The organism is Schaalia sp., assembly GCF_050312375.1.
Taxonomy (GTDB): Bacteria; Actinomycetota; Actinomycetes; order Actinomycetales; family Actinomycetaceae; genus Pauljensenia; species Pauljensenia hyovaginalis.
Window position 1 is genome coordinate 1 of sequence record NZ_JBNOYB010000119.1, and the last position, 14,946, is coordinate 14,946.

General features: G+C 67.7%; 12 protein-coding genes and 1 pseudogene. 6 read left to right on the plus strand and 7 right to left on the minus strand.

Going from position 1 to position 14,946, the window contains the following annotated elements; genetic code table 11:
• A pseudogene (locus ACQY7V_RS09490) lies at positions 1-943 on the plus strand (asparagine synthase-related protein); the annotation flags it as partial.
• Between the two features lie 182 nt (positions 944-1,125).
• Here the strand turns inward: ACQY7V_RS09490 and ACQY7V_RS09495 are convergent.
• The 3 genes from ACQY7V_RS09495 to ACQY7V_RS09505 are packed head-to-tail and all read right to left on the minus strand — an operon-like array spanning position 1,126 to position 3,816.
• On the minus strand, positions 1,126-2,112 hold the full coding sequence (locus ACQY7V_RS09495) for a Gfo/Idh/MocA family protein (RefSeq protein WP_235361273.1): 987 nt from the start codon (positions 2,110-2,112) through the stop codon (positions 1,126-1,128).
• 1 nt (position 2,113) lies between these two features.
• A complete protein-coding gene (locus tag ACQY7V_RS09500) occupies positions 2,114-3,217 on the minus strand; it encodes a DegT/DnrJ/EryC1/StrS family aminotransferase (protein ID WP_428640007.1) in 1,104 nt (367 codons plus the stop codon).
• The gene (locus ACQY7V_RS09505) at positions 3,214-3,816 is read right to left on the minus strand and encodes an acyltransferase (protein WP_235361275.1); all 603 of its coding nucleotides are present in this window, start codon (positions 3,814-3,816) and stop codon (positions 3,214-3,216) included. Before ACQY7V_RS09505 ends, ACQY7V_RS09500 begins: the two co-directional genes overlap by 4 nt.
• A 95-nt stretch (positions 3,817-3,911) precedes the next feature.
• Between ACQY7V_RS09505 and ACQY7V_RS09510 the strand changes: the two genes are divergently transcribed.
• The 5 genes from ACQY7V_RS09510 to ACQY7V_RS09530 all read left to right on the plus strand — a co-directional run bounded on the left by ACQY7V_RS09510 (position 3,912) and on the right by ACQY7V_RS09530 (position 10,530).
• Positions 3,912-4,589 (plus strand): glycosyltransferase family 2 protein, encoded by a 678-nt coding sequence (locus ACQY7V_RS09510; protein WP_320836454.1) that lies wholly within the window; start codon positions 3,912-3,914, stop codon positions 4,587-4,589.
• Positions 4,590-4,591: 2 nt separating this feature from the next.
• The gene (locus ACQY7V_RS09515) at positions 4,592-5,059 is read left to right on the plus strand and encodes a DUF2304 domain-containing protein (RefSeq protein WP_235361284.1); all 468 of its coding nucleotides are present in this window, start codon (positions 4,592-4,594) and stop codon (positions 5,057-5,059) included.
• Complete coding sequence (locus ACQY7V_RS09520) at positions 5,031-6,329, plus strand: LCP family protein (protein ID WP_428640009.1); 1,299 nt, start codon at positions 5,031-5,033, stop codon at positions 6,327-6,329. Before ACQY7V_RS09515 ends, ACQY7V_RS09520 begins: the two co-directional genes overlap by 29 nt.
• The gene (locus ACQY7V_RS09525) at positions 6,326-7,852 is read left to right on the plus strand and encodes an LCP family protein (RefSeq protein WP_428640011.1); all 1,527 of its coding nucleotides are present in this window, start codon (positions 6,326-6,328) and stop codon (positions 7,850-7,852) included. Before ACQY7V_RS09520 ends, ACQY7V_RS09525 begins: the two co-directional genes overlap by 4 nt.
• A gap of 233 nt (positions 7,853-8,085) precedes the next feature.
• Positions 8,086-10,530 carry an N-acetylmuramoyl-L-alanine amidase gene (locus ACQY7V_RS09530; protein WP_428640013.1) on the plus strand — a complete coding sequence of 815 codons (2,445 nt, stop codon included), beginning with the start codon at positions 8,086-8,088 and terminating at the stop codon, positions 10,528-10,530.
• 131 nt (positions 10,531-10,661) lie between these two features.
• Here ACQY7V_RS09530 and galE read toward each other — a convergent pair whose 3' ends face one another.
• From galE to ACQY7V_RS09550, 4 genes are all read right to left on the minus strand, one after another.
• Entirely contained in the window at positions 10,662-11,654 is a 993-nt protein-coding gene (gene galE, locus ACQY7V_RS09535) for a UDP-glucose 4-epimerase GalE (protein WP_428640015.1), read from the minus strand.
• Between the two features lie 65 nt (positions 11,655-11,719).
• Positions 11,720-12,283 (minus strand): 5-(carboxyamino)imidazole ribonucleotide mutase, encoded by a 564-nt coding sequence (gene purE / locus ACQY7V_RS09540; protein ID WP_235361686.1) that lies wholly within the window; start codon positions 12,281-12,283, stop codon positions 11,720-11,722.
• 43 nt (positions 12,284-12,326) lie between these two features.
• Entirely contained in the window at positions 12,327-13,481 is a 1,155-nt protein-coding gene (locus tag ACQY7V_RS09545) for a 5-(carboxyamino)imidazole ribonucleotide synthase (protein ID WP_428640017.1), read from the minus strand.
• 53 nt (positions 13,482-13,534) lie between these two features.
• Positions 13,535-14,860 carry a HAMP domain-containing sensor histidine kinase gene (locus tag ACQY7V_RS09550; protein WP_303773718.1) on the minus strand — a complete coding sequence of 442 codons (1,326 nt, stop codon included), beginning with the start codon at positions 14,858-14,860 and terminating at the stop codon, positions 13,535-13,537.
• Positions 14,861-14,946: the final 86 nt, after the last annotated feature.

The window sequence follows — 14,946 nt, forward strand, 5'->3', positions numbered from 1 at the left end:
TGCGATTTCAAGGCGAGTGGCCGAGGCGCTCGGCGTTGAATGGTTCAGCATCGACCTCGTGCCCGAAGAGATGAGACGCGTATGGGCCTCCGCAGAGGGAACGGCCTTCCGGAGGGCGAATTGGAGGGGGGCCTCCCTTCCGCACATCCAGGATTGGTTCGCATTGCGCCGGATCCGAGAGGGATCCCTGGTCGATGACGACGCGATCTTCCTCCCGGGGCATACGATCGTCGGCAATATGCACGACGATGATCGTCTCCTCGCCCCCGGCGTTCCCGCAGCCGGAATCGCCGAGACGATCGCCCGCCACCACGCCTGCGCACACGGGAGCCCCGATGCGCTCAGCGGGATCGGCGCCTTCGCCGATGCGATCCGCAGCGCCGGGCGCGAAGCCGGGTACGACGGATCGCCCGAATCCGTCCTGTCCTGGGTCGAATGGTTCAATGTCCGCGAACGGCAGGCGAAGTACATCAACAACTCGATGCGGCCCTACGAGTACTTCGGCTTCACCTGGGCGGCCCCGATGCTCGACCTCGAGGTCTGGAACACCTGGCTCGACGGATCCGTCGAGCTCACCCGCGATCGGAAGTGGTACGCCGGATTCACTGATCGCATCTACGGGGAGTTGACTCGAACGGACGCCGCGCCCGAGTACTTCGACGGAGCGTCCAATAGTCACGGGCTCCCGCCCCGCGCGCATGAGGCGCTGCTCCGCGGGATGCGGCTCGCCCGATTGGACCGGGTCCTCTCACGGTACCGATCGATCCGCCGCATGCTCGCTCACCCGATGGCCTTCGAAGCATTCGCTCACCCGGCATCGCCCGTCGAACAGGCGCTCTACTTCGCCTCCGGCGGAACCTCCATCGGCTTGTGGGCCCGCCTGTTCCTCGAGAATCGCTGGGGGAACGACGCGAAGATCGTGCCCGAATGCGCGCGCGGCTGATTCAGACGCTGAGCGCGCGGCTCAGCGCTCTTCCGGGACTCGCGGTTCCAGGCCCCGCTCGAAGGCGAGCTCGAAGGCCATCCGAGCAGCCCCATGACGATTGACGTCGACGGGAGCGGCCCTCCCCCGTCGTCAGTCGCGGGTCAGCGCCGAAGAAGAGCCCTGACAGATCCGAGCGGTTCTCAAAGACGAACCGACTCCCCCGTCTTGGCCGACTCGAGCATCGCCTCGAGAACGCGGAGCGTCGTGAGGCCCTCGCCCATCGAGACGTGCTCATTCGAGACGCCGAGGATCGCATCGCGGAAGTGCTCGTGCTCGACGGCGAGCGGCTCGCGCTTCGCGAGGGCGTAGCGCGTCACCTCGCCCTCGGAGACGCCGCGGAAATTCGCGATCTGATCCCACTCGACCGGGAAGGAGCCGTTCTCGTAGAAGGTGAGGTCGCCCATCGCGGTATCGGCGACGAGCGCTCCGCGCTCACCGGTGACGATCGTCGTCCGGTCCTTGTACGGGCTCAGCCAGTTGACGAGGTGATTGACGAGGACGCCGTTCGCGAAACGACCGGAAGCGACCATCATGTCCTCGTGCTCGCGTCCCGAGCGGTACGCGGTCTGCGCGTAGACGGTCTCGTAGGTCGATCCGGCGACCCAGGCGGCGAGATCGACGTCGTGCGTCGCAAGATCCTTGACGACGCCGACATCCGCGATGCGCGCCGGGAAGGGCGACTGCCTGCGGGTGATGATCTGGTAGACCTCGCCGAGCTGGCCGTCCCGGATGCGCCTGCGCATTTCCAGGAGCGCCGGGTTGCACCGTTCGACGTATCCGACGGCGCCGATCAGGCCCGCATCGGAGAAGGCCTTCGCGATGCGCTCACCGGATTCGACCGAGAAGGAGAGCGGCTTCTCGACGAGGGCGTGGACGCCCGCTTCGGCGAGCTTGAGCGCCGCCTCCTCATGGAACACGGTCGGCACGGCGACGATCGCCGCATCGACGCCCTCGGCGATGAGCGCATCGACATCGGGCAGGACCGCAAGATCGCCGGCCACGCCGAACTTGTCGCCGGCCGGATCGGCGAGGGCGACGAGGTCGAAACCCTTCGTGTTCCTCGCGTTGCGGACGTGATGACGGCCCATCGAGCCGATGCCGAGAATGCCGACGCGGATGTCCCCCATCTCAGGCACCCGCCTTCGCCAGCGCGTTGACGGCCTCGACGATCCGCTCGAGATCGGCCTTGGAGAGGGAGGGGTGGACCGGAAGGGAGACGACCTCGCGGGCGGCCTTCTCGGTCGCAGGCAGGTCGAGCCCCGGCGCGTAGGGGGCGAGCGAGGGGAGCCTGTGGTTCGGGATCGGGTAGTAGACGCCCGATCCGACCTGCCACTCGTCGCGCAGCGCCTCCATGAAACGATCCCGGTCGGTGCCGACGACGCGGATCGTGTACTGGTGGTAGACGTGGACGGCGCCCGGTGCGACCGGCGGGACGACGACGCCTTCGAGGTGCGCGTCGAGGAAGGCCGCATTCGCCTGGCGCTGCTTCGTCCAGGCGTCGATCTTGGTGAGCTGAACACGCCCGATCGCCGCATGGACGTCGGTCATGCGGTTGTTGAGGCCGACGACCTCGTTCGCGTAGCGCTTCTCCATGCCCTGGTTGCGCAAGAGCTTGACGCGGCGCGCGATCTGCGGGTCCGAGGTCGTCACCATGCCGCCCTCGCCCGAGGTCATGTTCTTCGTCGGGTAGAGACTGAAGGCGCCGAAGGCGCCGAAGGAGCCGACCGGTCGGCCGTCGAGCGAAGCGCCGTGGGCCTGTGCGGCGTCCTCGAAGACGAGGAGGTCGTGACGCTTCGCGATGTCGAGGATCGCCGTCATGTCCGCCGGGTGACCGTACAGGTGAACCGGCATGATCGCCTTGGTCCGCTCGGTGATCGAGGCTTCGATCGACTCCGGCGACAAGCAGAAGGAATCGTCTTCGATATCGGCGAAGACCGGGGAGGCGCCGGTGAGGGCCACCGAGTTGCCGGTCGCGGCGAAGGTGAAGGAGGGGACGATGACCTCGTCGCCCGCGCCGATGCCGGCGGCGAGCAGGCCGAGGTGGAGCGCCGAGGTCCCCGAGTTCACTGCGATCGCCTCGGTTCCGGGGACGAGCCGGGCGGCGAACTCCTCTTCGAAGGCGGCGGTCTGCGGCCCCTGGGCGATCATCCCGCTGCGCAGGACGGCGGAGACCGCCTCGACTTCCTCTTCGCCGACGATCGGCTTGGCGGCGGGGATCATATGGCGAGTCATTCTGCTTCCTTCACAAGGGTGTCCGTGTCGATCTGACGATAGCGCGCCCCGGTGGAGGGGCAGACGAAGACGTCCGGCTCGTCGGACTCTTCCAGTTTGACCCCCGCTTCTCCGACCCAGCCGATGCGGCGAGCGGGAACGCCGGCGACGAGGGCGTAGGCGGGAACGTCCTTGGTGACGACGGCGCCGGCGGCGACGGTCGCCCATTCGCCGACTGCGACGGGGGCGACGCAGACCGCCCGGGCGCCGATCGAGGCGCCGTCGCGGATCGTCACGCCGACGGGCTCCCAGTCGTGGGCGGACTTCACCGAACCGTCCGGATTGACCGCGCGGGGGAAGTGATCATTCGTGAGGACCGCCGCCGGGCCGATGAACACGCCGTCACCGAGGCTCGCCGGCTCGTAGACGAGGGCGTAGTTCTGGATCTTGCACCCCTCGCCCATGCGAACGCCCGTACCGATGTAGGCGCCGCGCCCGACGATGCAATTCGCGCCCATGACGACGTCCTCGCGGACTTGGGCGAGGTGCCAGATGGCCGAGCCGGAGCCGATGCTCGCTCTGTCGTCGACATCTGCGGATTGAGCGATGCGCACGTCCATTCCCATCCTCCTGGATACCGGGCTGCTCCCCGTAGCATAAGGCACAGGCGTAGCCTCTCCGCACGGCGGGCCCCGCCTCATGAGATACTGACCGCATGCTGACGACCGAGGACACGTGGGTGATCATCCCCCTCTACAACGAGGAGGAAGTCATCCGCGAAGTCGTCACCCAGGTGAGAAGGATCTTCCCCCGAGTCGTCTGCATCGACGACGGCTCCAAGGACGCCTCCGCCCGACTCGCGGAAGCGGCCGGCGCGATCGTGATCCACCATCCGATCAATCTCGGGCAGGGCGCCGCCCTTCAAACAGGATTCGAGTTCTTCCTGTCCCAGACGGACGGGCGATTCCTCGCGACTTTCGACGCCGACGGCCAGCATCGATGCGAAGACATCGTTTCGATGCGGGACAAGGCCCTGGCGGAAGACCTCGCGGTCGTCCTCGGCTCGCGCTTCTTGACCGGGGCGCCGCAGGAGATGTCCGTCCTGCGGCGCTGCGTCTTGAAACTGGCCACCGTGTTCACGCGGATACGCACGGGTGCGAAGCTCACCGATGCCCACAACGGCCTGAGGCTCCTCCGCCGCGACGCCGTGGAAGCGATCGAGCTCAAGCACAACAGGATGGCGCATGCCAGCGAGATCGTCGAACAGCTCATCGACACCGGGATGAGATGGGCCGAAGCGCCCGTTCACGTGCGGTACACGGAGTACTCGCGTTCCAAGGGGCAGTCGAGTCTCAATTCCGTCAACATCCTCGTCGAACTGCTGCTGGGGTGAACATGACATCGTATTGGCTCCCCAAGGTCCTGATCCTCCTCGGCCTGGTCCTCATCACCAGACTCGTCCTCAGGCGGCCCAAGAGCGCGTCCCATCTCGCGCTGAGACGACTCGCGATGCTCGTCCTCATCCTTTTCGCCTGCTTCGCCGTGGTCTTCCCCGCGGTCCTCAATTCCCTCGCGCATCTGATCGGGATCGAGAAGGGGATCAATCTTCTCGTCTACGGGCTCGTTCTCGCTCTCTTCGCGCAGATGGCCACGTCGTATCGCCGTGACATCGATGCGGAGATCAGGCTCACCCGGCTGGCACGGGCGGTCGCCCTCGCGGATGCGCAGCGACGGCTGGCGCAAACGCGCGAAGGCCGGGGCCTCGGCGCCGAAGTCGCCGATGAGGGCGCCGCTTCGATGGCGATCGCCGAGACACAGGATACGATCGACATCGATGAGTACACGCACGAACGCCACCAGTAGAGGGCTCCGCCCGATCCAGCACGCTGCGACGAACCCCTTTCGCTTCGGCGCGATCCGCTCGGTCTTCGCGGTGTTCTTCACGGTCGTCCTCTTCGTGGGTTCAACCGGGGCCTTCGTCTATCACAGCCTCGCCGCCCAGGTGAGGGACGCCGCCCTTGACATCTCCCGATTCACGGCGGCGCAGTCCGGGGGCGAAGCGGTCGAGCCGACGCCGATCGACCAGTTCAACGGCCGTGCGATCACTTTGCTCGTCTCGGGCGTGGATTCCCGTTACAACCAGGACGATGCGGGCTACGGCTCGGCGGAGGAGCTCTCCACCATCCAGTCGGACACGACGATGGTGGCGCACATCTCCGCGGATCGTTCGACGGTCACCGTCATTTCGATCCCGCGCGACCTCATCACCCTCATCCCCCCGTGCATCACCCAGAACGGTTCGAGCTACGCCTACGAGGGGATGTTCAACTCGGCCTTCTCGACCGGCGCGGTCACCAATGACCTCGCCGGGGGCGTCGCCTGCACCAAGGCGACCGTGGAGGAGATGACGGGGCTGACCATCGACGCCTTCGTCGTCGTCGATTTCGCGGGCTTCAAGGGGATGATCGATGCTCTCGGCGGCGTGTGGTTCGACGTTCCAGAACCCATGCAGGACTACTACTCCGGCTTGAACGTCGATGCGGGCTGTCAGAAGTTCGACGCCTACACGGCCCTCGCCTTCGCCAGGGCGCGGCACGATGTGGGCGACGGCTCGGATATCTCGCGCATCGGCCGCCAGCAGCAGCTGGTTTCGGCCATGCTTCGCGAAGTCCTGTCGAAGAACTTCGTGACGGACCTCCCCGCGCTCCTCTCCTTCCTTCAAGCCGCGATCGGCTCGCTCACCGTTTCGCCGAATCTGAGCGATATCAGGGGCGATGCCGGTCTCCTGCTCTCGCTGCTCAACATCGATAAGGCGAACATCCGTTTCGTCACCCTCCCCTGGTCCCCCTCCCCCGCGGATCCGAACCGCGTCCTCGCCGTCGAGCCCAATGCCTCCAGGCTCTGGGCGGCCCTCGCCAATGATGCGCCCCTGCCGATCGGGACCGAGTACACCGACGGCAATGGCGTGACTCAGATCGTGCCCGATCCCGCCCTTCAGGCGACCACGACGGAGCAGAGCGGCGACGAACCCGGAGCCTCTGAGGCGCCTGCGGATCCTTCGACGGCCCCCGCGCCCGCCGTTCCCGCTCCTGAAACCGCCCCCGTTCCCCAGACCTGCCCCCCGACGCAATGAGCTCCACTCCCCCTTCCTTCAGCCCGCAACCGCGCAAGGCCCGGCCCGGATCCAGGGGGGCGAAGTCCCTCCCCAAGGCGCCGTCCCCGGCCGACCAGGTGGAGCGCAGGGCGCTGCGCGATCCGGCTCGGGCGGAACCCCGGGCGCCGCGCGGCCCCGTCCTGGCCCCCGGGGAGAAGCCCCGGGTCATGGGAGTCGCTAAGGACGATGCGGCGCCGCGCCAGTGGCGTGTCGACACCGGCGGCGACGGCCTCGCCCCGGAGCCCGTCCGCAGGCTCATGCCGACGACGGCCGATCAGCCTTCGAAGGAGCAGCCTCCCTCTTTCGCGCCGAAGAGGCTTCGGGGCTTGCGGGGCTCCTCCTCCAGGCCCGGCGCAGGCGCCCCCGGGGATCAGGCGTCGACGAGGCCGGCGCCTCCCTCGTACGCGCCCCGATCGCAACAGCCCGGCGGAATCCGCACGCAGTCCGCCTCCTCGCCCCGTCCTCGGGCCCAGGCGCAGTACGCCCCGCAGTGGCGGCCTGCGCAGGCTCCCGTTTCCCCTTCCGCGCCGCGGCCGCCGGCGACGTCTTCGCCGCGCAGACGCCCTCGGACCGCCAGGAGGCTCCTCGGCCTCGCGGCGCTCCTCCTCGCTGCGCTCGTCGCGTGGGCGTCCTTCCTCGTGTGGGATGCGAACGGGAATCTCGGCAGGGTCAACGCCCTTTCGGGTGCCGCCGATACGCCGGGAACGACCTACCTGCTCGCCGGTTCGGATTCGCGCGATGACGGTGCCGTTCAAGACGGCTTCACGGACTCCGCGCGGACCGACTCGATCATGCTGGTGAATGTCGCTCCCAACGGCCAGGCCGCCGTCGTCACGATTCCGCGCGACACCCTCGTCGAGATCCCCGATTACGGCTGGGACAAGATCAACTCCTCCTACGCGCTCGGCGGCGAGTCCCTGCTCGTGGCGACCGTCGAGAATCTCACGGGACTGACCGTCGATCACTACGTCCAAGTCGGCATGGGCGGTGTCGCCGACATCGTCGACGCCGTCGGCGGCGTCAATCTCTGCTACGAGGGCGACGTCACCGACGACCCTTCGGGCCTCGTGTGGAGTGCGGGATGCCATGATGCCGACGGCACGACGGCACTGGCCTTCTCGAGGATGCGCTATTCGGATCCGACGGGCGATATCGGACGGACGCTCCGTCAACGCCAAGTGATCTCCAAGGTCATCGGCAGGGCCGCATCCCCCTCCTCACTCCTCAACCCTTCGCGCGCCCTTCGCCTCGAGCGGGCCGGTTCCCGGGCCTTCACCGTGGACGAGTCCGATTCGATCTTCGACGTCGCGAAGCTGGTCCTCGCGTTCCGCTCGGCGTCGAGTTCCGGGATGATGGGCACTCCGCCCATCGCCGCCCTCGACTACCTCACGGACGCGGGCGGCATGGCCGTGCTTCTCAGCGACACGACCGCACCGGATTTCTTCGCCGCACTGCGCGACGGGGGGCTCACCGCCGACGATTTCAACGCGCTTCCCCAGTGAAGCCCTGACCTCCGTCGCTCCACGCCGTCCCCGCATCGGAATCGGGATCCCCCCGCTCTTGAAGAACGCCTTCGGGCGCGGGCTCCCTTTCAGCGGGCCCGCGCATACCCTCTTCTCGCCCTCCTGCGCCTCCGCCTCCGTCGTTCCTCTTCCGCTCCCACTACACGATCGGATCGGTTCGTGCTAGTTTGCATGTGCAAGCCTCATGAACAACTGGAGCCACTTTGAGCACCTTGGCATCATCAATCGGGTCGATCCTGATCGCCTCGCTCGTATTCGGCGCATCCGCGCCCGCCCGGAGCGCTCAGCCCTCCGACCCGCAATCGCCTCAACCGATTCAGGCCATCAGGCTGACCGATGCCCAAGGCGAACCGACCGAGGTCGGCGAAAGCGCCCTGGTCCCCGTGGAAGTCGGCGTCGGCAGGGGCACCAAGCCCATGGCGCGCTCGGGCCTGTGGAGGACGAAAGACGGTTTCGATCCCGGTGAAGGCGCACGGCTCCTGACCGAACCGCTCGCGGTTGATCCCTACATGGTGACGGGATTGACCTGGCGAGGAGGCATGGGCGAGGCCTCGACGGCTTCCGTGCTCATTCGAGTGCGCGAGGACTCGGTCTGGAGCGACTGGTATCTTCTCGAGGCGGATGAATCGGGCGGACGCGACGGCGAGCGCCCGACCTTCGGCACCGACCCCTTCGTCACCGCGGGCGCCGACGGCATTCAAGTGCTCATGAGCGGCTCGGGCGAGTTGCCTGCGGACCTGTCCATCGAACTCGTCCCCTCCCACCCCGAGGGCCGTGAAGTGCTCACGGCCGATGAGGTCGAAACGACGACGGCGAACGCTACCGGCCTCGATCCGGCGTCGATCACCGCCGGTGAGGACCCGGAGTTGAAGGACGTCCTCGCTAACGCGAATCAGTCCGAGCCCGCGGAAGCCCTTCCTCAGAGCGGGATTCGAGCCGAGTCCCACGACCTGGCAGCCTCGGCCTCCCCCCGTACGGCCACAAGCGGCGCCATCGCCGGAGGGATGTCCGTCAACGCCCGCCTCAAGAAGATCCTCCCGGCTGCGACCACCGCGAACGGCCTCCCCGTTCCGGTCGTCACCCGGAGCGAGTGGGGAGCCGGCGCATCGAGCGGAGGATGGACTCCCGAATACGTCCACGCCCCCTTCGTCGTCGTGCATCACACCGCCGGGACGAACAACTACACCTGCGCCCAGTCGGCGGATATCGTGCGGGGGATCTACTCCTACCACGCCAATTCCCTCCGCTGGGGCGACATCGGGTACAACATCCTCGTCGACAAGTGCGGCACGGCATTCGAGGGGCGCTACGGCACGCTCTCCTCACCCAAGGGCTCGATGGTCGTCGCCGGCCACTCCTACGGATTCAACTCGGGCACCATGGGGATCTCGCTCCTCGGGGAGTACACCTCGACCGTCCCCTCCGCGGCCTCGCTCTCCACGGTCGGCAAGCTCGCCGGATGGCAGTTGAGGCGGGCGGGCGTCTCGCCCACCTCGACCGGTGTGTTCATCTCCCAGGGGAACAGCAAGTACCCCCAGGGGACGAGGGTCAATTTGCCGAGGATTTCAGGCCATCGCGACAACGGCTACACGGCCTGCCCGGGCGACGCCGTCTACTCGCGGATGGGCACGATCCGCTCGATCGCGGAGGGCGGCGCGAGCGCCGCCGCGGATCCGGGCGTCTCATCACCCGAATCACCGGCGCAGCTCACGGGCAAGGGCACGTGGATCCTCGACTCCAACCATTGGCGCTGGCTGAACTCCGACGGTTCCTACGCCGCGGACACCTGGGCGTCGATCAACGGAAGCACCTACTACTTCGGCGTCGATTCGATCATGCACGAAGGATGGCTCGCCTTGGGCTCGCAGTGGTACTACCTCACGCCGAGCTCAGGCGCACTGGCGCGCGGCCTGCTCCGCCTCGCCGACGGCGCCTACGACCTCGGGACCTCCGGCGCGATGCGAACCGGATGGGTCAAGTACTCGAACGGGTGGAGGTACTACGACGATTCGGGCCGTCAGGCCAGCGGCTGGAGGATCATCTCCGCCTTCTGGTACTACCTCGAACCGTCGACCGGCATCATGAAGACCGGATGGTTCACCTCCAGGGGCTCCACGTACTACCTCGACCCCGCCACTGGGGCCATGGCCGCCTCGTGGAAGACGATCAACGGGCAGCGGCATTACTTCGACCCGACGAGCGGCGCGCTCCTCAAGGGAGGATTCGTCACGATCTCGGGCGACAGGTACTACCTGGATCCCGCGAGCGGAGCGGCGCGTTCGGGCTGGATGAGGATCGGCAGCACCTGGTACTACTTCGCCCCCTCGACCGCAGCGATGCGCACCGGCTGGCTCCTCGACCGCAACACCTGGTACTACCTCACCCCCGGCACCGGAGCCATGCACACCGGCTGGCTCCTCGACCGCAACACCTGGTACTACCTCACCCCCGGCACCGGAGCCATGCGCACCGGCTGGCTCCTCGACCGCAACACCTGGTACTACCTCACCCCCGGCACCGGAGTCATGCGCACCGGCTGGCTCCTCGACCGCAACACCTGGTACTACCTCACCCCCGGCACCGGAGCGATGGTCACAGGGGCGCAGAGCGTCAACGGAACCCGATACATCTTCAACGCCTCAGGCGCGCTGCGATAGGAAGGCGAAGGCACCGGAGCGCTCGCCCGTAAAGGAGAAGAGGTCAGGGCGGGAAGGCTCATCCCGCCGACGCACGAGTGCCCGCCATGAATCCTCATGGCGGGCACTCCGCTTCCAGTCATCCCTGAGCCTCATTCCCGGATCGCGATCCTTCTGGGCCCGGCCTGCCAGCCCTCCCAGGCCGACTTCAGGATGTCGTCCAGACCGCGGTGCGCCCTCCAGCCGAGCTCCTCGCTCAAGCGCTTCGGATCGCCGATGAGATGCGGCGGATCCCCGGCCCGGCGATCCTCGACGAGCACCTCGAAATCGATCCCGGTCGCCTTCCGCAGCCCGTCGATGATCTCGCGGACCGAAGTGCCCCGCCCCGTCCCGACGTTGAAGACCCGGTGCTCCGGCGCACGACCGGCCTCGAGCGCATCGAGGGCGGACACGTGCGCCTCGGCCAGGTCGAGGACGTGGATGTAGTCGCGCACGCAGGTGCCGTCCTCGGTGGCGTAATCAGCGCCGAAGATCCGGGCGGGTTCGCCCTTCTCGATGCGATCGAGGACCATGGGGATGAGGTTGAGGATCGCGGGATCGGCCAGGTCCGCCCATCCGGCGCCGGCGACGTTGAAGTACCTGAGTCCGATCCATTTCAGCCCCCAGGCACGCTCGGCATCGGCCATCATCCATTCGCCGATGAGCTTCGTCTCCCCGTAGGGATTGATCGGGCGGCATTCGGAGTCCTCCGCAACGACTTCGACGGGCGGCGCGCCGTACACCGCGGCGGAGGAGGAGAAGATGATGTTCTCGACCCCCGCCTCGTTCATCGCGGTGAGCGCATTCGCCAGCGATCCGATGTTCTGCCGGTAGTAGTGGATCGGCCGCTTCACCGACTCGCCGACCTGTTTCTTCGCCGCGAAGTGGATCACCGCCGTGACGTCTTCATCGACCATCGTGTTCGCGAGGAGGGTGACGGCCCGTTCCTCCGCCAGATCGAGTTCGACGATCTTGGCCCCCTCGACGCGTTCGGGCGCACCCGTGGAGAAGTCGTCGGCGACGACGACATCGTCACCGCGCTCGAGGAGAATACGGACGACGTGCGCGCCGATGTAGCCGGCGCCTCCGGTGACGAGAATGCTCATGCCACGATATTAGTGGCACAGGCCACTTCCTTCAGCGCGAGTCCTCGATCCGGTGAGTCCTCGCTTCAGTGCGAATCCTCGATCCGGCGCGCAAGCGCATCGCCCTTCGCGGCCGCGAGATCGCGCAGGGACCTTTGGAATCCGCGCATCCGCTCACGCAGATCCGCGGCGAAGCCGCCCTCTCCGGCCGAGAGGATCCTGACGGCGAGGAGGCCCGCATTCCTGGCGCCGCCGATCGAGACGGTCGCCACCGGGACCCCCGCGGGCATCTGGACGATCGAGTGCAGCGAGTCGACGCCGTCGAGGTGCTTGAGCGGCACGGGCACGCCGATCACGGGCAGCTCGGTGAGCGCGGCGAGCATCCCCGGCAAGTGGGCGGCCCCTCCCGCCCCCGCGATCACGACGCGGAGTCCGCGAGCGGAAGCCGAACGCCCGTAGGCGACCATGTCCTCGGGCATCCTGTGGGCCGAGACGACACCGACTTCGCATACGATCCCGAATTCGGCGAGGGCCTCGACCGCCGGGGCCATCGTCGGCCAGTCCGAGTCCGAGCCCATGACCACCCCCACGAGGGGTCCCTCCCCCGTCGAGGACAGGCGGATGTCGAGTTCCATCGGGACTTCACTCATGTCGCGCTCCCTTGCCGTGCGTGCGATCGCCCTCGCAACCGTATCAGCGATCGCCGCGCAGGAGGGCGACCACCGTCTCCGCTTCGCTCCTGGCGCGAAGCGGATCCTCATCGACCACCGTCACGTGACCGAGTTTGCGCCGAGGGCGGACCTCTTTGCCGTAGAGGTGGATCTTCGCCTCCGGATGCCCCGCGAGCGCCCGGGGCAGGGCGAGCGCCGGGTCCGCATAGGCCGAACCGAGGAGGTTCACCATCACCGAGGTCGACCCCTGCGCCTTGATCGCAGTCGAGCCGAGGGGCAGGTCGAGGACTGCGCGCAGGTGCTGTTCGAATTGGCTCGTCACGGCGCCGTCGATGGTCCAATGACCCGTGTTGTGGGGGCGCATCGCCAATTCGTTGACGAAGAGGCGCTCGCCCTCGGCGCTCTTGACGACGAACATCTCGACGGCGAGGACGCCCGTGACGCCGAGCTCGGCGGCGATCCTCTCCCCGATCTCCTTGGCGCGTTCGGCGGCGCTCGGCGAGATCCCCGGCGCGGGCGCCGTCACGACCGAGCAGACCCCGTCGACCTGCTCGCTGCGGGCGAGCGGCCAGGAGGCGATCTCGCCGCTGGGGCGCCTGGCGCACAGGGCCGAGACCTCGAAGGAGTAGGGGACGAGCTCCTCGGCGAGGAGGGGGCCCGAGGCGAACCAATCGGCGACTTCGCTCGCGGAATCGACGACGCGCACGCCGTGCCCGTCGTATCCGCCCCGAGGCGTCTTCACGACGAGGGGGAATCCGATCTGCTCGCCGAAGGCGTCCAGTGCCTCTTCGTCCTCGACCTTCGCCCACTTCGGGCACGGGATCCCCAGCTCGCTGAGGCGTTCGCGCATCGCGAGCTTGTCCTGTGCGTAGAGCAGAGCCTCGGCCTTCGGCTCGATGGGGAGCTCGCCTTCAAGGGCCGCGAGGAGGGCCGTGGGAATGTGCTCATGCTCGAATGTGAGGACCGAGGCGCCGTCCACGAGGGCGCGCACCTCATCGGCGTCGGCGGGGGTCCCCACGCGGGATGCGACGACGACCTGCCCGGTCGATCCGTCGAGTTCTTCCACGAGCGGGCGCAGTTCCAGTCCGAGGGCGATGGCGCTCTCCTGCATCATGCGAGCGAGCTGCCCGCCTCCGATCACGGCGACGACGGGACGAGCAGTCGAGAAGGACTCCATGGGGACAAATCTAGCCCTTGGCCCCGGCCGGGGCCTCATCGCCCGAGCATCGATCAGAATCGTCGCGAGCGCCGGCCCATCGATACGACGGGCCCCTGGGGCATCACGTGATCGGGATCGAAGGAGGCGGGGATCGCGGCGAGGGAGAGGGTGAAGACGGGCGGGTGATTGCTCGTCAGCTCGAGTCGTCCTCCCATCGCGCCGGCGAGGTCCCTGGCGAGGGCGAGTCCGATGCCCGTCGAGCCGTGACCCGACACCCCCTTCTCGAAGATGTCCGGAGCCAGATCGTCCGCCACGCCCTCGCCCTCGTCGCAGACCTCGATGACCACGCCCCTGCTGTTCGCGGACTTGCGCGCCACGACTCGGGTCGCGCCGTTCCCGTAGCGCAGCGAGTTCTCGATGAGGGTGGCGAGGACCTGGGAGAGTTTGGGCCCGTCGGCGAGAACGGGAAGCGCTGCCTCGTCCGTGAAGGCGAGCTGGCGCCCGGCCTTCTCGAAGGCCTCCTCCCATTCCTCGCGTTGCGTATTGAAGGCCTCGAGGATGTGAATCGCCTCGGTCTGCCCTGCCGAGCGCGCATTCGCGTCGAGGAGGTCGGCGACCACTCCGGTCAGGCGCTCCACCTGTTCCAAGCAGGTGCGGGCCTCTTCTTGGACCTCCTCCTCGGTGGAGATGAGTTCGATCTCCTCCAGGCGCATCGACAGCGCTGTCAGGGGCGTGCGGAGCTGGTGGGAGGCGTCGGCCGCGAACTGGCGCTCCGCGGCCAGGCGCCCCGCCATGCGCTCGCCCGTGCGGACCAGCTCCTCCTGGACGAGGTCGATCTCTTCGATCCCCGAGGGTTTGAGCTGAGCGCGCACCTGGCCCGAGCCGATCTGCTCGGCCTGCGCGGCGAGGTAGATGAGGGGGGCGGAGAGGCGCCGGGAGAAGGAGCGCGCCAGGGCGAGGCCGACGAGCAGGCAGATGCCCATGCCCGCGATGAAGAGGCCGCACACCGCTGCGACGCGCTTCAGGGAGGGGATCGCCGAGATCTCCGTCTTGATGGCCGTTCCCGAGGGCGAGGAGATCCTCACGATGTGCGTCGGGCCCTTCGGGGTCTCTCCGATGAAAAGGGGGCCGGTCACCCTCGTCGTGATCGCGGAGGAGGCCTCGCCCAGATTCAGGGACTCCGGGGAGAGGAGGAAGGCGATGAGGTGTTCGTCGACGGGGTCCTCATTCGCGATCCTGCGATCGATCGTCCGCACGACCGCCTCGACGCGGGCCTCGGCGCCCTCCTGATCGGCGGTCCACACGAGGTAGGACGAGGCGGCGGCGCCCGGTATGCCCATGAGCAGGGCGACCACTGCGACGGCCGCGAGGATCATGTCTGTCGCTCGTCTGCGCATGCCCCACCCTTCCTGTCATGTCGCGGATGATCGCGACGCCGGGCCCGGGAACTGGCTACCCGCGCCGCCGGTGGGGCGGCGCACGG

Coding starts and splice junctions, on each gene's coding strand:
- ACQY7V_RS09525 (WP_428640011.1), top strand. CDS start 6,326: ATGAGCTCCACTCCCCCTTCCTTCAGCCCGCAACCGCGCAAGGCCCGG.
- ACQY7V_RS09515 (WP_235361284.1), top strand. CDS start 4,592: ATGACATCGTATTGGCTCCCCAAGGTCCTGATCCTCCTCGGCCTGGTC.
- ACQY7V_RS09545 (WP_428640017.1), bottom strand. CDS start 13,481: ATGGAGTCCTTCTCGACTGCTCGTCCCGTCGTCGCCGTGATCGGAGGC.
- ACQY7V_RS09495 (WP_235361273.1), bottom strand. CDS start 2,112: ATGGGGGACATCCGCGTCGGCATTCTCGGCATCGGCTCGATGGGCCGT.
- galE (WP_428640015.1), bottom strand. CDS start 11,654: ATGAGCATTCTCGTCACCGGAGGCGCCGGCTACATCGGCGCGCACGTC.
- ACQY7V_RS09520 (WP_428640009.1), top strand. CDS start 5,031: ATGAGTACACGCACGAACGCCACCAGTAGAGGGCTCCGCCCGATCCAG.
- purE (WP_235361686.1), bottom strand. CDS start 12,283: ATGAGTGAAGTCCCGATGGAACTCGACATCCGCCTGTCCTCGACGGGG.
- ACQY7V_RS09510 (WP_320836454.1), top strand. CDS start 3,912: ATGCTGACGACCGAGGACACGTGGGTGATCATCCCCCTCTACAACGAG.
- ACQY7V_RS09505 (WP_235361275.1), bottom strand. CDS start 3,816: ATGGACGTGCGCATCGCTCAATCCGCAGATGTCGACGACAGAGCGAGC.
- ACQY7V_RS09550 (WP_303773718.1), bottom strand. CDS start 14,860: ATGCGCAGACGAGCGACAGACATGATCCTCGCGGCCGTCGCAGTGGTC.
- ACQY7V_RS09500 (WP_428640007.1), bottom strand. CDS start 3,217: ATGACTCGCCATATGATCCCCGCCGCCAAGCCGATCGTCGGCGAAGAG.